At 33.0% G+C, this 21,801-nt stretch carries 16 protein-coding genes; all 16 read right to left on the reverse strand.

Annotation, left to right across the window (positions count from 1 at the left end; genetic code table 11):
• Nucleotides 1-18: 18 nt before the first annotated feature.
• The 16 genes from ACFX5D_RS07460 to ggt all read right to left on the reverse strand — a co-directional run bounded on the left by ACFX5D_RS07460 (nt 19) and on the right by ggt (nt 21,801).
• Nucleotides 19-579 carry a chemotaxis protein CheB gene (locus tag ACFX5D_RS07460; protein WP_379857615.1) on the reverse strand — a complete coding sequence of 187 codons (561 nt, stop codon included), beginning with the start codon at nt 577-579 and terminating at the stop codon, nt 19-21.
• The gene (locus ACFX5D_RS07465; RefSeq protein WP_379857616.1) at nt 580-1,404 is read right to left on the reverse strand and encodes a CheR family methyltransferase; all 825 of its coding nucleotides are present in this window, start codon (nt 1,402-1,404) and stop codon (nt 580-582) included.
• A gap of 94 nt (nt 1,405-1,498) precedes the next feature.
• Nucleotides 1,499-1,933 (reverse strand): response regulator, encoded by a 435-nt coding sequence (locus ACFX5D_RS07470; protein WP_379857617.1) that lies wholly within the window; start codon nt 1,931-1,933, stop codon nt 1,499-1,501.
• Nucleotides 1,934-1,935: 2 nt separating this feature from the next.
• Nucleotides 1,936-5,280: a PAS domain S-box protein gene (locus tag ACFX5D_RS07475; RefSeq protein ID WP_379857618.1), complete on the reverse strand. Its 3,345-nt coding sequence runs from the start codon at nt 5,278-5,280 to the stop codon at nt 1,936-1,938.
• Nucleotides 5,264-5,827: a helix-turn-helix domain-containing protein gene (locus tag ACFX5D_RS07480; protein WP_379857667.1), complete on the reverse strand. Its 564-nt coding sequence runs from the start codon at nt 5,825-5,827 to the stop codon at nt 5,264-5,266. Before ACFX5D_RS07480 ends, ACFX5D_RS07475 begins: the two co-directional genes overlap by 17 nt.
• 392 nt (nt 5,828-6,219) lie before the next feature.
• Nucleotides 6,220-6,696, reverse strand: coding sequence for a hypothetical protein (locus ACFX5D_RS07485; RefSeq protein WP_379857620.1), 477 nt, complete (start codon nt 6,694-6,696; stop codon nt 6,220-6,222).
• Nucleotides 6,697-6,699: 3 nt separating this feature from the next.
• Nucleotides 6,700-7,377, reverse strand: coding sequence for a peptidoglycan DD-metalloendopeptidase family protein (locus ACFX5D_RS07490; RefSeq protein ID WP_379857621.1), 678 nt, complete (start codon nt 7,375-7,377; stop codon nt 6,700-6,702).
• Nucleotides 7,378-7,578: 201 nt separating this feature from the next.
• A complete protein-coding gene (locus ACFX5D_RS07495; RefSeq protein WP_379857622.1) occupies nt 7,579-7,707 on the reverse strand; it encodes a hypothetical protein in 129 nt (42 codons plus the stop codon).
• 176 nt (nt 7,708-7,883) lie between these two features.
• A complete protein-coding gene (locus tag ACFX5D_RS07500; RefSeq protein ID WP_379857623.1) occupies nt 7,884-10,292 on the reverse strand; it encodes an alpha-ketoacid dehydrogenase subunit alpha/beta in 2,409 nt (802 codons plus the stop codon).
• 186 nt (nt 10,293-10,478) lie between these two features.
• Nucleotides 10,479-13,226: a gluzincin family metallopeptidase gene (locus ACFX5D_RS07505; protein WP_379857668.1), complete on the reverse strand. Its 2,748-nt coding sequence runs from the start codon at nt 13,224-13,226 to the stop codon at nt 10,479-10,481.
• Nucleotides 13,227-13,412: 186 nt separating this feature from the next.
• Nucleotides 13,413-14,141 carry an LOG family protein gene (locus ACFX5D_RS07510; RefSeq protein ID WP_379857624.1) on the reverse strand — a complete coding sequence of 243 codons (729 nt, stop codon included), beginning with the start codon at nt 14,139-14,141 and terminating at the stop codon, nt 13,413-13,415.
• A gap of 121 nt (nt 14,142-14,262) precedes the next feature.
• Nucleotides 14,263-14,622, reverse strand: coding sequence for a cupin domain-containing protein (locus ACFX5D_RS07515; protein ID WP_379857625.1), 360 nt, complete (start codon nt 14,620-14,622; stop codon nt 14,263-14,265).
• Between the two features lie 36 nt (nt 14,623-14,658).
• The gene (gene uvrA, locus ACFX5D_RS07520) at nt 14,659-17,490 is read right to left on the reverse strand and encodes an excinuclease ABC subunit UvrA (protein ID WP_379857626.1); all 2,832 of its coding nucleotides are present in this window, start codon (nt 17,488-17,490) and stop codon (nt 14,659-14,661) included.
• Nucleotides 17,491-17,577: 87 nt separating this feature from the next.
• Nucleotides 17,578-19,362, reverse strand: coding sequence for a chloride channel protein (locus ACFX5D_RS07525; protein WP_379857627.1), 1,785 nt, complete (start codon nt 19,360-19,362; stop codon nt 17,578-17,580).
• 32 nt (nt 19,363-19,394) lie between these two features.
• On the reverse strand, nt 19,395-20,075 hold the full coding sequence (locus ACFX5D_RS07530) for a DNA alkylation repair protein (RefSeq protein ID WP_379857628.1): 681 nt from the start codon (nt 20,073-20,075) through the stop codon (nt 19,395-19,397).
• A gap of 40 nt (nt 20,076-20,115) precedes the next feature.
• The gene (ggt, locus tag ACFX5D_RS07535; protein WP_379857629.1) at nt 20,116-21,801 is read right to left on the reverse strand and encodes a gamma-glutamyltransferase; all 1,686 of its coding nucleotides are present in this window, start codon (nt 21,799-21,801) and stop codon (nt 20,116-20,118) included.

The following is a 21,801-nucleotide window of genomic DNA, read 5'->3' on the forward strand; positions in this document are numbered from 1 at the left end:
TATATCTATTCGTTTTTACTAATTTAGTTTTATCAAGAATGCGATTATGTTCTCTATTGATAAAACATGATCCGGTTTAATAGCCCTAATAGCTGATTCGGGCATATAAGGAGATTCAGCTGTTTTTGGGTCTTGAATAATGGTTAGACCATTACATTCTGTTATTCGTTTTATACCGTTAGTGCCATCATTATTTGAGCCTGTTAGCACGATTCCTATTAATTTGTTCCTGTAAGCCTCAGCAGCTGATTCAAATAAAACATCAATTGCTGGTCTTGCAAAATTTACGCGCTCGTCTATTGTAAGTGAAAAAGTTTTATCTTTTTCAATTAGCAAATGATAATTAGGCGGAGCAATGTAAATTTTTCCCTTTTCTATTTTTTCTTTTTCATCGGCTTCCTTAACATGAAGATTACTTTTTTCATTTAAAAGTTGTATCCATTGGCTATCGGAATGTGCCCCTACATGTTGAACTACAATAATTGGTATTTTGAAATCAATCGGTAAGGCCGCGGATATGATTTTTAAAACATTCATGCCTCCAGATGAAACTCCTATAACAATTGCTTCATAACGCATTTAATATTTCTTTTTAAATATTCGTTGTTTATTATCCATCTCTTGATACTCCGAATATAAATCGGAATATCGCAAACTTTCTTTAGAGCCTAAACATAAAACACCTCCATTAATGAGGCTATTGTAAAAAAGAGTTTGCACACTGTTTTGCAAATTTTTATCAAAATATATGAGTACGTTTCGACATAATATCAAGTTAACTTCAGCAAATACGCTATCTGTAACTAAATTATGATTGGCCCAAACAATATTTTTTTTCAAAGATTGGTTCATAATCACATTGTCATAACTTGAAGTATAATAACTTGAAAAAGATTCTTTTCCTCCAGACAATTGATAGTTTACAGTGTATTCTTTTATCATTTTGTTCGAAAAAATACCTTCTTTTGCACGGTTCAATGCCAACTGGTTAAAATCAGTGGCATAAATCGTAGTTCTGTCATACAGGCCTTCTTCCTGCAAAAGAATAGCCATTGAGTACGCTTCTTCTCCTGTAGCACAGCCAGCATGCCATATTTTTATAAAGGGATACGTTTTTAAAATAGGGATGACCTTTTCTCTTAATGACCGATAAAAAGTTGGGTCACGAAACATTTCGGTTACCGTTATTGATAAATCCTGCAGGAGTTCTGAAGCAAATTCTTCGTCATTCAAAACTTTAGACTGCATTTGAGAAACATCTGCAAATCCTGAAATGGCCATTCTGTTCATTATTCTTCGGCGAATATGAGCTTGAGAATACTGCCTGAAATCATAACCATGTTTTCTATAAATCGCTTCTAATAGCAATAAAATTTCTAGATCTGATGTGTCTTTATAATGCATTTTATTGAAATAAATTTGGTTTTAATTTGACCAAATCGAGTGTGATTAAAATACTTATCGATGAATGATAAGGATAATTATAGAGGAATATGGATTACATTCGGTCCATATACCAGCTTAATTCTTTTTCCATTTTTTGATATTTAAAAATGGTAGTAATAATCTTTTGCAAACGAACAAAGGCAGTTTCACTTTTTACAACATAATCAAATGCCTTGTGGTGCATACAGTTTATAGCTACCTCAATTTTATCTTGAGATGATAACATGACAACTGGAATATTTATATTAAAACCTTTTATTTTATCCAAAGTTTCTAATCCGTTCATTGCATTTTCAACAATACCATCAAGTTGATAATCTAATATTACGACATCAGGAGTATTAGATAAATTGGCAACGCACAATTCTCCAGTAGGGTAAGTTTCAATCGTAAAATCAGCATTTTCTAGAAATTCAATTTCTAAAGACTTTAAGAAAAGTGCATCATCATCAACTAAGAATATTTTTATTTTAGTATCGTTTTTCATAGTTAATTATTTTTTATAAGGTTAAATTCTTCTTGTAATTCATTACAGGCTTGCAAACATACATCTTCAATTTGATTGACCAAGTCATGTATTCCGTCTTTTTGTTCTTGCGCATTTGCATATTCCTGAATTTTTTTTGCCATATTTTCAAAATCAGGATGTATTCCCATCATTGAAAAAGAAGGAATCATTTTATGTACAGTTGAGCCTAATAAGAGCCAGTCTTCTTTAGCTAAACTGTGCTTTATAGTTTTTATTAAGGACGGAGTTTGTTCTAAATAAAGAGAAATCATTTCCATCATTAATTTCGGATTTGATTTTGTTCGTTGATTTAAATAAACCAAGTCAGTGCATTTTTGTTTTTTTTCTGCCCCATCTTTAATCTCAATATTTTTATTCAGTTTTATACTAAGTTGTTCTAATTTTGGTTTTTTTAATATTCCAACTATTTTGCTGTATAGTATTTTTTCGTCAACAGGTTTTGCAATATAATCATTCATTCCGACGGCTTTGCATTTAGCCAAATCCACTGTGGTGACGTCAGCAGTTAAAGCTATAATGGGAATTTTTGAATTCATGGTATTGCGGATATATTCTGTAGCCTCAAATCCATTCATTACCGGCATTTGCAAATCCATCAGGATAATATCATACTTTTTGCCTTTTAGTTTTTCAATTGCTATTAGGCCATTTTCGGCAATATCTTTATTGAATCCAAAATCATCCAGCAGCGTTTTCATTAATAATTGATTAAGTGCAATATCTTCAACTACTAATACATTTATATCTTTTATTTCAGTATCTAATTCTAAAATTTCGTGTTCTAATTCAGCATCAGCATTTGTTTTTTGAAAAGGTAATGTAAAACTAAATGTAGTTCCTATATCAATCGTACTTTTTACTCGGATTTTGCCACCCTGGGGTTCAACTAATTGCTTCACGATAGCGAGTCCTAGTCCAGTTCCTCCGTATAATCGGGAAGTTCCGCTGGATGCCTGTTGAAAATTTTCGAATATGGTTTCTATTTTCGCTTTGGGAATACCAATTCCAGTATCTGTAATTGCAAATTCAAGAATTACTTTTTCATTATCCTCATGGAGCATATGAACTCCTACAGTAATATTTCCTTTATGCGTAAATTTTACAGCATTACTTACGAGATTTAAAATTATTTGATGTAATCGAACTGGATCTCCCACCAGAACTGCAGGAATTTTGTTGTCATATTCCTTTATTAAAAGTAAATTTTTTTCTTGGATTTTAGTTTCAAATAAATGAAGCATTGAAGATATGGAAGTCTTCATTTTAAAGGGAGTTTTTTCAAACACCATTTTACCTGCATCTACTTTTGCTAAATCAAGTATGTCGTTTATGAGTACGATTAATGCATCTCCACTCATTTTTATCGCTGTTAAATATTCTTTTTGTTTGGCAGATAATTCAGTTTTCAAGACTACTTTTGTAAATCCGATAATAGCATTCATCGGCGTACGAATTTCATGACTCATGTTTGACAAAAACTGTTGTTTTGCCTTCACTGCATCTTCTGCTATACTTGTAGCGTTTTCGGCATTAAGTTTTGCTTCTTCTGCAATTTCGGTTGCTAATTCGGCAAAAAGTCTAGCTTCTATTGATTCTTTTTCAATTCTTTTTTGATCCGTAATATCTCTTGCAACCACAACAACTCCAAGTACTTCACCCTGCTCATTTTTATATACAGAACCATTCAGCAAAACATCCGTTAATTTATGATCTTTTATAGTTAATGCATAATCGACAATAAAACCTTTGTCAAAAACTTCCTGATACGCTTTACGAGCATCTTGTGGTTGGGTAAAATAATCAAAGAAATCTGAACCAATTAACTTTTCACGCAGAATGCCAGTCACTCTCACTGATGCTTCATTAGTATCTGTTATTTTGCCTTTTGGACTAATAGTAAATAAAGGATCACGGCTTGCTTCAATTAAACTTAAAGAATATTGTGAAGCTAATTTTAAAGAATTGCTAAAATCTTCCAGCTCTTTATTTTCAATTTTTCGTTTTTCTTTTTCTTTATTTTGAAAAATAAGTTCTTTGTTGGCAATTAGTAATTCTGCGGCACGTTTTTCTTTTTCATTGTTTTGAAAACGAAGTTCTTTATTGGCAATTACCAACTCGTCTGCCCGTTTTCCTTTTTCATTATTTTGAAATGCTAACTCTTTATTGGCAATAACCAACTCGTCTGCACGTTTTTCTTTTTCTTCATTTTGATACGCTAACTCTTTATTGGCAATAACTAACTCATCTGCACGTTTTTCTTTTTCATCATTTTGGTATGCCAGTTCTTTATTCGCAATAACTAACTCATTTGCACGTTTTTCTTTTTCATCGTTTTGGTATGCCAGTTCTTTATTCGCAATAACTAACTCATTTGCACGTTTTTCTTTTTCATCGTTTTGATACGCTAGCTCTTTATTGGCGATAACCAACTCATTTGCACGTTTTTCTTTTTCATCGTTTTGATACGCCAGCTCTTTATTGGCGATAACTAACTCATTTGCACGTTTTTCTTTTTCATCATTTTGGTATGCCAGTTCTTTGTTAGCGGAACGCAATTCTATTGACCATTTTTGCTCTGCAACATCTCTGGCGACAATCACAACCCCTAAAACATTTCCTCTGTCATCTTTATAAACTGATCCGTTGAATAATACATCAGTTAACTTACCGTCTTTATGGCGAAGTGTCAGCGGACTATCAGCAACTGATCCCTTTGCAAAAACTTTTTGATATACTTCACGAGCTTTTTGGGGGTCAGTAAAATAATCAAAGAAATCTGAACCAATTAGCTTTTTACGTTCTATTCCAGTAATATTAACCGTCGCTTGATTCATATCAGTGATTTTACCACTAATGTTTATCGTAACTAATGGATCTAAACTTGCTTCAATCAAGCTAAGGGAATACTTAGATGATAGTCTTTGGGCTGTTACATCTCTTGCAGCTGCAAAAATGCCTAACACATCGCCTGTTTCATTTTTATAAACAGAAGCATTATACAGCACGTCAGTTAATTTTCCATTGCTGTGTTTTATGGTCAAAGGATAATCTTTAACAAATCCTTTTTCAAAAACTTGTTCATATCCTTTTTTAGCTTTTTCTCTTTCCGTAAAATAGTTTGAAAAGTCGGTACCTATCAATTTTGCCCGCGAAATACCAGTAATTTTTATCGATGCCTCATTAACGTCAGTAATTTTTCCCTCTAAACTAATAGTTACAAAAGGGTCCAAGCTGGCTTCAATTAAACTACGAGTATACAGAGGATCCTGCGTTCTTGAAGTTTCCATTTTAATTATTTGTTTCATGTGAAGTTCCAATTTCTTCAATTGGATTTCGTCTTTTATCTTTTAATTGTTTAAAATGAGAAGGGGAGAGACCGGTAACTTTTTTAAACTGACTCGATAAATGTGCTACACTACTGTAGTTCATTTTCCAAGCAATTTCGGTAATATTCAATTCACCGTAAATAATCAATTCTTTTATTCTTTCTGTTTTATGTGAAATTATAAATTGTTCAATAGTAGTTCCTTGAACTTCCGAAAATAAATTAGATAAATAAGTGTAATCATGATTCATTTTTTCACTTAAATAATCAGAAAAATTCACTTTGATATTTTCAGTTGAATGATGTACCATTTCAATAATAACATTTTTTATTTTTTCAATCAACATCGCCTTTTTATCGTCCATCAATTCAAGTCCTGAATCTAAAAGAACTTTTTTTAATTGCTCACGTTGAATCATAGTAATATTCTCCATGATTTCAACTTCACCTAAATCAACAACAATAAAATGTAGTCCAAGTTTTTTCAATTCCTCTTTTACCGCCATTTTACAGCGATTACTAACCATGTATTTGATATATAGTTTCAAATTATTTTTTTTAATTGATTATGTAAAAATCGAATAAATAGGTTAAAATTACTTATATAACTTACAGAAAAAGTTGCATAATTCACACATTATTAATTTCAATAATGTTGGTGTTCAAAGAAAAAGTAGTTAAATGGAAGCTGTTTTTTAAACATATAAACCCTCAAAAAAAACTTTCTTTAAATTTACGAAGAAACTGCGACAAAGGGAAACTAATTCCATTTTAATAAAATAGTAGCGTTCAGAAACTAGTAGTAGAAGCAGTAATAGTAGTATTGAATTGTCCCAAAGTAATACCCGGTACCGAGTTTTTGTAAAAAGTTAAAACTAATATTCCAAATAAATTTTGAAACCAGTTTTTCAGTTTGGCATTATTTATTTTGAAAAGTATCTATCCAATCAAGAGATTTAATAGCCGAAACTTTGTTTTCTTCATTCATTGATACTCGGAGCTCTTTGTTAGCCACTTTTTTGGTATACAAAGCTTTATATCTAAAAATAATTATTTTGTCAATGTAGTTTTTATAGATTTCGACTAACTGTAGGTCTTTAAAGGTGCCGTAATATTGACGAAATTTAGTGCATGTTTTTGTCAATCTTTCTTCGGTTGTATTTTGAATAACCGAAGTAATTGCTTCACTTTCGTTAAAAGGTTTAAACTTGGAAGTATTGCACGTCATCAGCACTCTTTTTCCTAATTCGTACGCTTTATCTTTTTGAGAGACACTAACATCAGACAGCATCAGTTTTGCAATTTTTATTTCGGCAGGCTTTGGTGCATCACCGACCTTTTTAGATTTACAGCTAGTAAATAAAGCTACTACTAAAATAAGAATTATCTTTTTCATAATTTATGTGATTTTTAATAATATGTTTGGATCTGGACAGTTTTCTAAATAATAATCCAGGTCATTTTTGCTGCAAACCCCGGGATAATCCCCAAAATTATCTCCTATATTTTTTATAATTTGGAAATGCAAATGTGGCGCATAATCTCCGTTAATGGCTGCATTACCCAAAGTTGCTAATTGTTGTCCTTTTTTGAAAGTAGTGCCAACTTCAATTTTAGTAATGCTTTCTATTGATAAATGGCCATAAAGCGTATAAAAAGTTTGATTTTCTATCTTGTGTTCTAAGATAATAGTTGGACCATAATCCCCCAAGCCTATATTGTGTTTAAAACTGTGAATTGTTCCATCAAGAGCCGCCAGTACCGGAGTTCCCGCTTTTATCCATAAATCTAATCCAATGTGAATATTTCTTTCTGCTGTTTCAGCATCATTAAAAACAGTACTTCGCTTGTATAAATTGCGTTCTTCATTGTAACCACCAAAAGCTACTTTTGAATTTTCTTTTGCTAAATATTTTTCAATAAATTCTTCGAAATCGCCTGATGTGCTAATTTCTTGTTTTGAAAAAAAACTATTTGAAACGGATAAATCTAAAGGAGTGTAGTATTTAGTAACAATAGAATCATCAATTACTTTGACGTTATGAATACTTTTTAAAATAGTTTGTAATGTGTTCATTTTATATTATTTGGAATAAACCTTAAAATAAAATAAAAAATGCCAACATAAAAAATTTACATTGGCATTATAACTTTTAATTAAGAGAATATCCGAATCTTATTTTTTTTACCTCAATTTTTGCCGTACCACCAGAAATATTTACAATAGTTTTGGTGGTGCCAATTTTAGTACTAACATTGACGCCATTTGTGCCAACTATTATTGAGGAGCTGTCTTTACCTGCCCTGAAGCATCAGTTTTAGAAGCGTCTATAGTTGTAGTAGTAAACGTTTCTGCTTGTGAAGTCTTAAGTTTGTTGTCTTTTTTCTTGCAGGAAACTATTGTCATAATCGTAAGTATTTCTAAGATCAGTATTTTTTTTTTCTATTATTTGTTTTTATGGTTGTTGACTAAATAATTGATCGCCAATTTAATATTTTAGTCTTTGTTAACAAGTGATTAATTATAAATCAAAAAAAATCCCATTCATAAAAATGGGATTTCAATTTTTTTAAAATTATGTTTTAATACAAACTAGGATATTTAACTGGATTAACCTCATTCATCATTCCATATACTTTTTCGAAAATATCCTCAACTGATGGTTTTGAGAAATAGTCCCCATCCGTGCCATAAGCTGGTCGGTGTGCTTTTGCAGTTAAAGTTTGTGGCTTGCTGTCTAAATAATTATAGGCATCTTGGTGTTCTATTATTTGCTGTAAAATATAGGCCGAAGCACCACCCGGAACATCTTCATCTATTACTAAAAGTCGATTTGTTTTGGCTATACTTTTTACAAGATCATGATTAATATCAAAAGGGAGTAAAGACTGTAAATCGATAATCTCACAATCAATCCCTACTTCAATCAATTCTTTGGCCGCTTGTTGTACCAATCTCAAAGTCGAACCATAAGAAACTAATGTAATATCTAGACCTTCTTTCAACGTTTCAACAACGCCGATAGGAGTTTTGAATTCACCATAATTCAACGGCATTTTTTCTTTTAATCGGTAGCCATTCAAACATTCGATTACTAAAGCCGGTTCATCACATTCTAATAAACTGTTATAAAATCCAGCAGCTTGTGTCATGTTTCTTGGAACCAAAACATGAATTCCTCTTATGGCATTAATAATCATTCCCATAGGAGAACCGGAATGCCAGATTCCTTCTAAACGATGACCACGTGTACGTATGATTAAAGGTGCTTTTTGCTTGCCTACCGTACGATATCTTAATGTTGCTAGGTCATCGCTCATAATTTGGATGGCATACAACAAATAATCTAAATACTGAATTTCAGCAATAGGTCGTAAACCACGTAATGCCATTCCAATACCTTGACCAAGAATGGTTGCTTCACGAATTCCTACATCGGCAACACGGAGTTCTCCATATTTTTCTTGCATTCCTTCTAAACCTTGGTTTACATCTCCAATATTTCCTGCATCTTCGCCAAAAATTAGTGTTTCCGGATATTTGGTAAAAATAGCATCAAAATTATCACGCAAAATCATGCGTCCATCTGTGTCTTCTTTAGCATTTTCTGAATATACCGGTAAAACTTTCTCTACTGAAAATACATTCAATTCGGTTTCAGAAAATAAGTTACTACTAAAATTTTGCTGTGTTTTTTTAGTATAGGAAGTTATCCATTGAGATAATTCCTCTTTTCCGGCTTCGTTCATCACTAAGCGTAATGTTTTTCGAGCGGCAACAAGAATTTCTTTTTTCAAAGGAGATTTATTGCTATTTAATTCAGAAACGAATTTTAATATTGTTTCTTTATTTTTACTGGTTTCTGCTACTTTTTGCAACAAAGAAACAAGTTCTTTCTGTTCGTCAATAATAGGGTTTAAAAAAGCACTCCAAGCTGCTTTTTTTCCTTCCAATACTTCTTTTCGGGCTTCCTGATCAATGGCTTCAATTTCTTCTGGAGACGCAATGTTAATGGCTATCATCCATAGTTTCATTTGGCGAATGCAATCAAAATCTTTCTCCCAGGCTAATCTGGCCGCATCCTTGTATCTCTCATGAGATCCTGAACTGGAATGCCCCTGTGGCTGCGTAAGTTCGTTTACGTGTATTAAAACCGGAACATGGTTTTCTCTTGATATAAGGGCAGCTTTCTCGTAAGTAGCAACTAAATCAACATAATCCCATCCTTTGACTGTTAGTATTTCAAACCCATTGGTATTTTTTTCTTTTTGGTATCCTTTTAGAATTTCAGAAATATTTTCTTTAGTAGTTTGATGTCTTGCATGTACTGAAATACCGTATTCATCATCCCAAACACTCATTATCATTGGTACTTGTAGAACACCTGCAGCATTTATAGTTTCAAAAAATAATCCTTCAGATGTGCTGGCATTTCCTATCGTTCCCCAAGCAATTTCATTCCCTTTGTCAGAGAAATTACTTGCGTTTTTTATACCTGAAACTTCTCTGTAAATCTTTGAAGCTTGTGCAAGCCCTAACAACCTTGGCATTTGCCCGGCCGTTGGAGAAATATCTGCGCTTGAATTTTTTTGTTTTGTTAAATCTTTCCAAGTTCCGTCTTCATTCAAACTGTGTGTCGCAAAGTGCCCACCCATTTGTCTTCCTGCTGACATTGGTTCTTGTTCAATATCCGTATGACCATACAATCCTGCAAAAAATTGTTGTACGGTTAATTGACCAATGGCCATCATAAAAGTTTGGTCACGATAATATCCAGAACGAAAATCACCATCTTTAAAAGCTTTGGCCATGGCTAACTGTGGAACTTCTTTTCCGTCTCCAAATATTCCAAATTTTGCTTTCCCGGTTAATACTTCTTTACGTCCTAATAGACTACATTCCCGACTTACTATGGCTGTTCTATAGTCATTTAATACTTCGGTTTTGAAATCTTCAAATGTCAACGTAGAATTGGTTTTTTCTTTTATCATAATTGAAAAGTATAACTTTGTGAGGCAAATTTAATTAAAAACTAGCTATTTTCATAATTCATTGAAAAAAATATAATTTAATTATTGTAATAAATTTGATATAAAATGGACTTCTTTTTTTGTTATATTTATTAAAATAACGATTTTAATGATAATTATGTAAATAAAAATCATTTTAACAATCGATTAGAACCATTTTCGATTAAAAAGATTGATTAATGTTTTTGGTGAAAAAGTAACTAAAAATCGTATTTTTTCATTGAAATTATTCTGCGCTATTTCCCATCCGTTATTCGAATATACAGGGAAATACAATTCAAAATAATCAGTAACCAAGTTCAGACGAATACCACTATCATAAACAAATTTTGGATTTTGATACTTGTTTTTAACCAAACCCAAGTCTCCATAAATTTCGATCCAATTCCAAATATTAAAACTTCCGTTCACCGTCGTAATCCATTGGTTAGCATAAGGAGTTGCTAATTTCGATTTAAATCCGCCCTCCGATAATATAAATTGCTGGCTAAAAAGACCAGTACTTTCGGATCTTCCATAATAGCCATAATCAAACAAATAATCCGTAGGTCTGTCCAGTGCGAAACTAAAAAAATCCGAATCGGTTTTGTTGTATAAAAAGCTTCCAGCGTACAATCTTAAATTGATTTGAAGATTATTTTCAAACAGTTTTCGGTATTCCAATTCACTTGCAATTTTTCCGAATTTGCTTGCGATTTGTATATCCGACGTGAAACTGAGATGATTGGTCACTTCCGTTGTTGAATTAAAGTATTTCGCATCAAAAACCGAGTAATTTTCCGTTGAATTATCAACAACAAAAGCGCTTTTCTCGCGGTTTACTAAGACTTGACGCAGCATAATTAATTGTTTTCTGTTGTCTCTAAAATTTTCTTCTCTAATTCTCATTTGAACCATTGGATTTATCTTCTGATAAAAAGCATCAGGGGCGTAATGAAAATAAGTACCTGATAGCGAATATCTCACGTTATATAGTCTGCTTTCTCTATAATTTTGGTTAATTGCAAACCAACCAGAACCGGAAAAATTATTAGTTTTAGTAGAATAAGATGGATTTATATCAAAGATAAATGGTTTATCTAATATTGTTTTGTTGTGTAATCGTAATCCCGGTGACAAACCATCGTATAAATTATAAGTTATCGAGGGAACGTACAAAATTTGATTGTAATAAGGATCTTCTAAATCCTTCATGAAATTAAATTTGAAAGGGCGATTGTTTGGATAGAAACTTTTTAATGATTTCCAGTTATTTCTTAAATTATACTCTGGAACTTCATTGTTGTAATTCAAGACAATTTTATCAACACTTTTTCGCTCAATAGTAAAACTGCTGTCTATTTCAGGTATATCAAGCCACTTCTTAAAAACAACTTCTCCTTTTTTAATACCATAAACAGGAACAGGAACCAAGACTCCTGTTTTGCTTTTTACGGAAAAAGTAATGCTGTCTAAAGTTCTTGAGACGCCCGAAAATTTGTAATCAACAATAGCCCTGGAATTGATGATTGTTTTGAAAAACCAATCAATATCTTTGGTGGTATTTGATTTTAATAAGGTTTCAAAATCATCTCTCGAGGTTTGTTTTTCCTTGTTTTGAAGATAAAATTGACGAATACTATTCTTTACGGTATTCAGGTTTAAATAATCATCCAAGTATAAAAGACTTAAACCCGCACGATATTTACTCGCAATTTGCTCATTGAATTTTATTAAGGTATTTTTCGGATCTCCTAACGGTTGATCTAAATTTTTCCGTGCCATAAGCATATAAAAATAGCTGTATTGCTCGTTAAAATCTAAGTTTGTCAGATTATAACTTTTCAATAATTTAAATTTGGAAATACTACCAAACATCTTCGTATTTGGATGGTTTTCGTCAATGTATTTCATCATGGCATAAACCTGAATTCCATCATAAATCCAGTTGTCATTTCTAGGATTTAATCCTAAACTATTTTTGAGATAAGTATTCAGATAAGTTTTCAAAAATTTAATTTCAAAAATAAATTCATCCGGAAACGGACTCAAGAAGGAGGGCAATTGATTCAAACCATAAAAGGGGTTTCTTTCGTAATCGGTTTGTGAAACAATTATTTTTTTATGCGGATATTGGCCAATTTGCTTGGTTACATAATTCATCACACGGTCCATAATAATTGCTTTTTGAACGGCGCTTAGCTTATTTTCTTTAAGATTGGTCAGCACCTCGTTAGTGCTGTTTTTAAAACTGATAAAACTGGATTTGGGTTCGAGAAAAAGACTGAAATCTGTTCTATTCTCCCCGGATAATTTATAGATAGAAAGACTTTTATTCTTAATTGGAGCATTATTATTTAAATCAGAAGTGGCTTCTAAATTAGAAGGAACAGTCAAATTTATATCAAAGTCTGAAACTGCGTTTGAGATATCATCTAAATTATTGTTGCTGTATCTAATAAAATCATGATTTTCATAACGAGCAGGAGTAAGGAACCAGTTTTTAAGGTTTATTTCTTGTTTATCATTATAACCGTATTTAGTGAATTTATCACTTGGAATTTTAGTAATATAGGTAAGTTGTAATGTGATTTTATGGTTGGGGATTAATTTATCTTTTAATTTAACAACGATAAAATCAGGGTTTTTCTCTGTTCGTTCCCACATAAATGCTAAATGACTTTTATCGGTAATAGTCAAATTTTTGGTACTTCCTCGTTCTTCCTCTTTAGCTAAGTGAAAACCTCTGTAAAACTCATCAGAAAATCGTTTTGCCAGTGGAGTATTTTTATTAGAATAGGCATTGTTCCAATCATTCAAAACAATCGATGTCAAAGTATCATTTGATTGATTAAAAAAAGTCATTTCTTGTTCTACATACAGCGTTTTATTTTCTGAATTCAATTCAACAGTCATTGTAGAATGATGTTGTCCATATTGTTTTATTGAAGCTAATAAAACAAGAGTTAAAACGATGATTTTATAGAGTGATTTCAAGTAAATAATTTAAAATTTAATAAAAAATAAATGTACTTATTATTAAACATTAAATGAAGAAATGTTAGTTCAAAATAAAATAAGCTGCTTTTAGGCAGCTTATAATTAAAAATTTGGAGTTAGATCATATTTTTTATAAAATTTATCTAAAACATCAACAACTTCATCAGCGGTGTCTACAATTTTAAATAAATTCAAATCTTCAGCGTGAACCGTGCCTTCTTTTTCTACAAGTACCGTCTTAATCCAGTCAATCAATCCCGACCAAAAACTGGTTCCAACCAAGATAATAGGGAATCGGGCTATTTTTTTTGTTTGAATTAAAGTCATCGCTTCAAACAATTCATCCATAGTTCCAAAACCTCCTGGCATCACTACAAAACCTTGTGAATATTTAACAAACATCACTTTTCTAACAAAGAAATAATCAAAATTCAAATTTTTATCACTGTCAATATAAGGATTGTAATGTTGCTCAAAAGGTAATACAATATTCAGTCCCACTGAAGTTCCACCGCCTAAATGCGCTCCTTTATTACCTGCTTCCATAATTCCGGGTCCGCCACCAGTAATCACGCCATAGCCTGCTTTACTTATTTTATAGGCAATTTTTTCGGCAAGCAAATAATAATCGTGATCTGGTTTTGTTCTGGCAGAGCCAAAGATAGTAACACACGGACCTATACGTCCCATACTCTCATAACCGTTAACAAATTCGGCCATAATTTTAAAAATCGCCCAACTATCATTGGTTCTTATTTCGTTCCACGTCTTTCTTTTCAATCTGTCTTGGATTACTTTATCCTCGTCATTATCAAAATCTTCTAATCTCATTTTCAAAAATATAATTTAATTTCTGTTTTTTTTTGGAGCTATTTCCTGCTATTCATTTCAATCTTTATTGTTTTAAAGAAAAACAATAAAGGATTTCCATTACTATCAGGGCTAGGCAAATTTAATACGTTTGTTGTTCAATGGATTTTGTTATTTTGGATATAACTTTACCAGTATGTTCAGTAGTTTTTGATTCTATAAGCATTATTAAACATTCATCAGTGGAAGAAACTCTATGATTTACACCTTTTTTCACCACAAATAAATCACCTTTTTTCAAAGTCGATTTAGGTTCGTTTTGAATTTCCATTAAAAGTTCTCCTTCTACAATGTAAAATAATTCATCTTCATTTTCGTGATTGTGCCATGGCAAATCTTGGCCTTTGATTTTTGCCACTTTTATAAATTGATCATTAACTTCACCAATTATTTTAGGTGAAAAGTAGTTTTCGACAGTACTGAACGCTTCTTTTAAATTCATAATTTGCACAAATTATTTTTTTACTTATTATGTATACTAAAGTAATTCTTTTTTTAAGAATTGCGCCGTGTAGCTTTTTTTATTTTTTATAATTTCTTCCGGAGTTCCTTTGGCAATAAGTTGTCCGCCACCTTTTCCTCCTTCAGGACCAATGTCAATAATGTAATCTGCAAGTTTAATTACGTCCATATTGTGTTCGATAATCAAAATCGTATTTCCTTTATCCACCAGTTTATTAATCACTTCCATTAACACTCTAATGTCCTCAAAATGCAATCCAGTCGTGGGTTCATCCAAAATATAAAAAGTGTTTCCGGTATCTTTTTTAGATAATTCTCCCGCCAGTTTGATGCGTTGTGCTTCACCGCCGGAAAGCGTTGTGCTTTGTTGGCCAAGCGTAATATAACCTAAACCAACATCCTGAATGGTTTTTACTTTTCTATAAATCTTCGGAATCATTTCAAAAAACGGAACCGCTTCATCTACCGTCATATTCAACACATCCGAAATGGATTTTCCTTTGAATCGAATTTCCAATGTTTCCCTGTTAAAACGTTTTCCTTGACACGTTTCACATTCTACATACACATCGGGTAAAAAGTTCATTTCAATGGTTCGCACACCGGAACCTTGACAGGTTTCGCAGCGTCCGCCTTTCACATTAAAACTAAATCGTCCTGCTTTATATCCCCGAATCAGACTTTCAGAAGTCATCGTAAACAGGTTTCTGATTTCGGTAAAAACTTCGGTATAAGTTGCTGGATTGCTTCTTGGAGTTCTTCCAATCGGGCTTTGGTCAATATCAATCACTTTATCAATATGTTCTAATCCTTCAATTTTTTTATAAGGCTTCGGTTTTTTGACACCGTTAAAATAATAGGCGTTCAAAATAGGGTAGAGCGTTTCATTTATCAAAGTTGATTTTCCACTTCCGGAAACTCCAGTCACGCAAATCATTTTGCCTAAAGGCAATTCTATCGAAACATTTTTCAAATTATTTCCTGTTGCTCCAGTCAGTTTCAGGAATTTTCCATTTCCCTCCCGACGTTTTGCAGGAACTTCAATTTTCATTTCACCGTTCATGTACATCGCTGTAATAGTATGATGTTTCAGAATTTCCGCAGGTGTTCCTTTACTGATGATTTCTCCTCCGTATTTTCCCGCTTTTGGACCAATATCAATGACATAATCCGCACGTTCAATCATGTCTTTATCGTGTTCCACCACAATTACGGAGTTTCCGATATCTCGTAATTGTTCGAGAGAATGAATCAATTTATCGTTGTCTCTTTGGTGTAAACCAATACTGGGTTCATCCAAAATGTATAAAACCCCAACCAACTGCGAACCAATTTGAGTAGCTAATCGAATGCGTTGTGCTTCACCACCAGAAAGTGATTTTGAGCTTCGGCTTAAAGCCAAATAATCCAAACCTACATTCATCAAAAAGTTCAATCGATCCTTAATCTCTTTGATAACTTCAGTGGCGATACGTTTTTGTTTATCTGATAAATGACTGTTAAGGTCATTGAACCAAGCTGTCAAATCCGAAATGTCCATATCGCACAATTCGGTTATATTTTTTTCATTGATTTTAAAGAACATCGCTTCTTTTTTCAAGCGGGAACCTTCACAAACAGGACATTTTATTTCGTCCATAAACTCCTTTGCCCAACGTTTTATAGTTGTAGATCCACTTTCGTCATGTTGGTTTTTTATGAAATGCGAAATTCCTTCAAAATCAATTTTATATTCTCGTGCAACGCCTAAATCTATGGAGTTGATGGTGAATTTTTCTTTTCCGCCATTCAAAATCATTTCCATGGCTTCCTGCGGAATGGTTTCTATGGCATCCGTCAATTTGAAGCCATATTTTTCACCTATGATTTCCAATTGCTTAAATATCCAAGAGGATTTGTATTCTCCCAAAGGAGCAAATCCACCTGCTTTTATAGATAATTTCGGATTTGGGATTATCTTTTTAGTATTGATTTCATTTACCGTTCCCAAACCGTTGCAATGATCACAAGCGCCTTTTGGGGAATTGAAAGAAAATAAATTAGGTTCGGGATTTTGATAGGAAATTCCAGTAGAAGGACACATCAAATTCCTGCTAAAAAAACGTACTTCATTTGAATCTTGGTCTAAAACCATCAAGACATTCTCCCCATGATGCATCGCCGTATTGATGCTTTCAGTCAAACGTTTTTCGTTTTCGGGAGTATCATCAATCACCATTCGATCCACAACAATTTCTATATCATGTGTTTTATAACGGTCTAATTTCATTCCTAAAGTAATATCCAGTATGTCGTTGTTTACTCGAACTTTAAGAAAACCTTGCTTGGCAATTTGCTGAAAAAGCTCGGCATAATGTCCTTTTCGAGCACGAATAACCGGAGCTAAAATATTGATTCGCTTTCCGGTAAAATCCTGAATAATCAAATTTTTGATTTGCTCATCATTATAACTCACCATTTTTTCAGCGGTATTGTAGCTGTACGCATCGGCACCACGGGCATATAATAAGCGCAGGAAATCGTAAATCTCAGTAATTGTTCCCACAGTGGAACGCGGACTTTTACTGGTTGTTTTTTGTTCAATGGCAATTACTGGAGAAAGTCCGTCGATTTTATCTACATCGGGACGCTCCAAACCACCCAGAAATTGACGCGCATAGGCAGAAAAAGTCTCTACATAACGGCGTTGCCCTTCTGCATAAATAGTATCAAAAGCTAAGGAAGATTTCCCAGAACCTGAAAGACCGGTAATCACAACCAGTTTCTCCCGAGGAATGGAAACATCTATATTTTTAAGATTGTGAACGCGAGCGCCTTGAACTTCAATGGTATTGTCTTTGTCTAACATAATTTTTGCAAAAAAGCAAAGTTACCATTTTGATTTATTCTTTCGATAGAACAGTTTAGAAGATTGTGTTAAAAGAAGTATTATAATTTATTCTATCGTCATTGATTTTAGTTTGGCTCTGTAGGCTTCAAGAGCAATAGATTTGGAGATAAAACCATAATATTTCCCCTCTTTGATTACGGGCAGAAAAACAACTTTCGCTTTTTCAAATTTATTCATTACGGTTTCCATACTATCTTCGGGGGATATTATTTCAACAGGCGAAATCATAACTTCTTTTATCAAGGTATATTTTACGCGATATGGGTTAAAAATAATTTCTCTAATGGTATTAAAATGTACGATACCTAATATTTCTCCGTCTTTATCAACCACAGCAAAAATAACTTGATTGGAATGTGAAATTAAATCAACTAATTTTTCTAGATTTTCATCTGGAGAAACGGTTAAATAATCCGTTTGAATAATGGAATTAGTATCTAATGTAGATAATACGTTTGTGTCTTTATTACTGGTAAAAGCATGTCCTTTTTTTGCTAAATTTTTCACGTCCATAGAATGTTTTTCAAATCGTTTAGAAATGGCAAAACTAATTGAAGCGACAATCATTAAAGGAATCATTAAGTTGTATCCTCCGGTAATTTCAGCAATTAAGAAAATAGCCGTTAGTGGCGCATGAAACAAACCGCTTAAAATCCCTGCCATTCCAACCATAGTGAAATTACTGATTGGCAATTTTGTTAATCCGGTAAGATTTAAAAATTTGGAAAAGAAAAACCCAACATAGGAGCCTAAAAAGAGGGAGGGAGCAAAGTTTCCTCCATTACCCCCACAACCCAGCGTAATTCCTGTGGCGAAAACTTTTAGCATCATTGTTACACCAACAAAAGCCAAAAGGGCCCAACTGTTATTTCTAAATCCCTCAAAGAGGGTGTTTTTTAATAATTGCCCAGGATCATTTTCTGATAATGTTTTAATACTTTCGTATCCTTCTCCAAAAAGTGTCGGAAAAATAAAAATTAGAATAGCCAAAACAGAAGCCCCAAAGAATGCTTTTTTATAAGGAGAAAATTTAAGTCGGTCAAAAAAATGTTCTACTCTTTCAAAATTTCTGGAGTAATAAACAGAAATAAATCCTGTAAATAATCCTAAAAGAACATAAAAAGGAATATTATGATAGTTAAAAGTTTGTTGCTGTTTAAAAGATAATAAAATAGTCTCGTCTAAAGCTATAACGGATACTAATGCACCAGTCGCAGCCGCAATCATAATGGGAGTAAACGCCGAAATACTTACATCAACCAACAAAACTTCAATAGCAAATAAAACTCCGGCAATAGGAGCATTAAAAGCCGCGGCAATTCCTGCAGCAACACCACAACCTATCAATAAAGTTCGGTCTTTATAACTTAATTTATATTTCTGAGCATAATTGGATCCAAAAGCGGCACCGGTAATTACAATAGGACTTTCTAAACCTGCCGAACCTCCTAAACCAACTGTAAGTGAGCTGGTTATTATTTGAGCATACATTTGTTTTTTTGGAATAATGCTCGCTTTTTTGGCAACGGCATATAAAATCTGCGAAGTTCCTTTCTCAATAGTGCCACCTAAAACTCTTTTGACAACAAAAACGGTAAGCAAAATTCCAATGATTGGTAAAATACTGTTGATGAACCCCAATTTCAAAATTCCACTTACATAAGTGGCGAAAGAAAATACCCAATGCGCAAAAGTTTTTAAAACGATAACGGCAAAAGCCGCAGAAATGCCAACTAATACAGAGGACAAAAAGATAAACTGCTTTGGCGTCAACATAGATTGCGCAAAAGCTATTATGGTTTCTAATTTTGATAAATATTTTTTGAACATTATAATTTTTTAAAGGGGGTGCAAAATTACTACTATTTTAAGGGCAACAAAATATTTTTTAATGCTTCTTTTGTACTTAATGGTTTTAAATCACTGTTTAGAACAAAATCCTTCACTTCTTCGGGATTTATTTTTGCATATTCCCGTAATGCCCAGCCAATTGCTTTTTGAATAAAAAATTCCTTAGAATGAGCCTGTTTGATGCATTCTGAAAATAAAAAAGCAGCTTTCGTTTTTTGTTTGTAACCCAATTGAAATAAAATAGCACTTCGGTTCAACCACATATTCTCTGAATTTGAAAATCGTTCCATTACATTTTTTGTTTCCGATTGAAATTCTAATAAATATTCTCCTAAAATGTACTTTGCAATTGTATCGACACTATCCCACCAAGAATTGTTGCCTATCAGTTTTTCAATTAATTGAATATCCTCTTTTTTATAATTTCCTTTGAGTTCTTTTATCAAAATTTCAATAGCACAATAATGAAATTCCCGTTCTTGTTTAGAATATAACGCAACTGCAATTTCTCTAACATTTTCGGTAACTTCTTGTTTGTTTTCTTTCCAAATTTCTGTAAAAATGCGTCTTCTGTCGTCTGTTTTTATTCCAAAAAAAAGAAAGTTATTTTTCATGTATTTTGCCATGGACAAAGCATTTTCTGGATTCTTATTTTGTTTAAAAGCGTTTTCTAAGACAATTATAAAGTTCATAAATAGTAAATTTTTGGTCATCCTGAGCGCAGACGAAGGGCTAAAATCCCACCGCTTTATCGTCTCCTCTAAAATCAGCACCACCTTCCAGTTTTTTATTTGGTAAAACCAAAATCGCATCCACTTTACCTATTACGGGTGTCGTTTTTTCGTTGATAAGATATCCTTTTGATTTCAAGGTTTCAAAGGTTTTAGTGTTGAAAGTATTAGGCTCAAAAGTAATTAAATCTGGTAACCATTGGTGATGAAAACGAGGCGCATTTACCGCTTCCTGCATACTCAAAGAATACTCATAAACATTTAATATCGTTTGTAATACTGATGTGATTATCGTAGAACCGCCAGGGGAACCCACAACCATAAATAATTTGCCTTTTTTCTCTACAATAGTTGGAGTCATAGAACTCAACATTCGTTTTTGTGGTGCAATACTGTTGGCTTCATTTCCAACTAATCCAAACATATTGGGTTCACCCGGTTTGGCACTGAAATCATCCATTTCATTATTTAGAAAAAAGCCCAATTCATCACAATAATATTTCGAACCATAGCCGTCGTTTAATGTTGTGGTGGCAGAAACGGCATTACCAAAATGATCTACGATAGAATAATGAGTAGTTTCCATACTCTCGTTATAATTTACTTTTCCTTGTTTTATATCAGTTGATAAAGTGGCTTTATCAAAACTAAAGTTTGACATTCTCTGTTTCAAATATTCATCTGACATTAATTCCTTTACAGGTATTTTTACAAAATCAGGATCCCCCAGAAAATAACTTCTGTCCGCGTACGCTCTTCTTTCGGCTTCAACTATAACCTGAATGGCTTGGGATGAATTATGACCCATTTTTGCCAGGTCATAGGGCTCAATCATTTTGAATATTTCTGCCAGGCATATTCCGCCACTGCTTGGCGGAGACATGGAGATTATCTTTAAATCTTTGTAATCAAAAGTAAGAGGAGTACGCCATTTAGCTTCATATTTGGACAAATCTTCCAAGGTGATAATAGCTCCTTTTTCTTGAAGGTATTTGACTAATATTTTGGCTGTTTCTCCGATGTAAAATTCGTCTCTGCCATTTTTAGAAATTCTTTTTAGAGTAGCCGCTAAAGCAGTATATTTTATAAAGTCATTTACTTTGAAAACAGTCGAAAAGAGAGAATTTGGTCCGTTTTTTTTTAATATTTCCGCTTTATAATCATTAAAACGAAGTTCTTGTTTCTTAGTAACAATCACACCTCTTTCTGCTAATGCAATTACAGGTTTTAATATTTCTTCTATAGGCAAGGAGCCTAATTTTCTATGAACTTCAAAAACTCCGGCAATCGTTCCAGGCACGCCAATGGCCAAAGCTGTAGCAGTACTTTTTCCTTTTATAACATTTCCTTTTTCGTCAAGGAACATATCTTTAGTGGCTGCTAATGGTGCTTTTTCTCGGTAATCCAAAGAACCAATTTCGCCATTTGCTTTTCGATATACCATAAAACCTCCTCCACCAAGGTTTCCTGCAAACGGATAAGCCACTGCAAGCGCCAGTTCGGTTGCCACCATCGCATCAAAAGCATTGCCGCCTTTCTTCATAATTTGAACTCCAATTTTGGAAGCTTCTTCACGTGCCGAAACTACCATTGCTTCATTAGCTACTAGTCCTGTGGGATTAACCATAACGTTTTGCGTTTTACAACCAATAGAAAGAACACTCAATAGAATAATAATTTTTTTCAT

This window comes from Flavobacterium fructosi (genome assembly GCF_042787335.1).
GTDB lineage: Bacteria > Bacteroidota > Bacteroidia > Flavobacteriales > Flavobacteriaceae > Flavobacterium > Flavobacterium fructosi.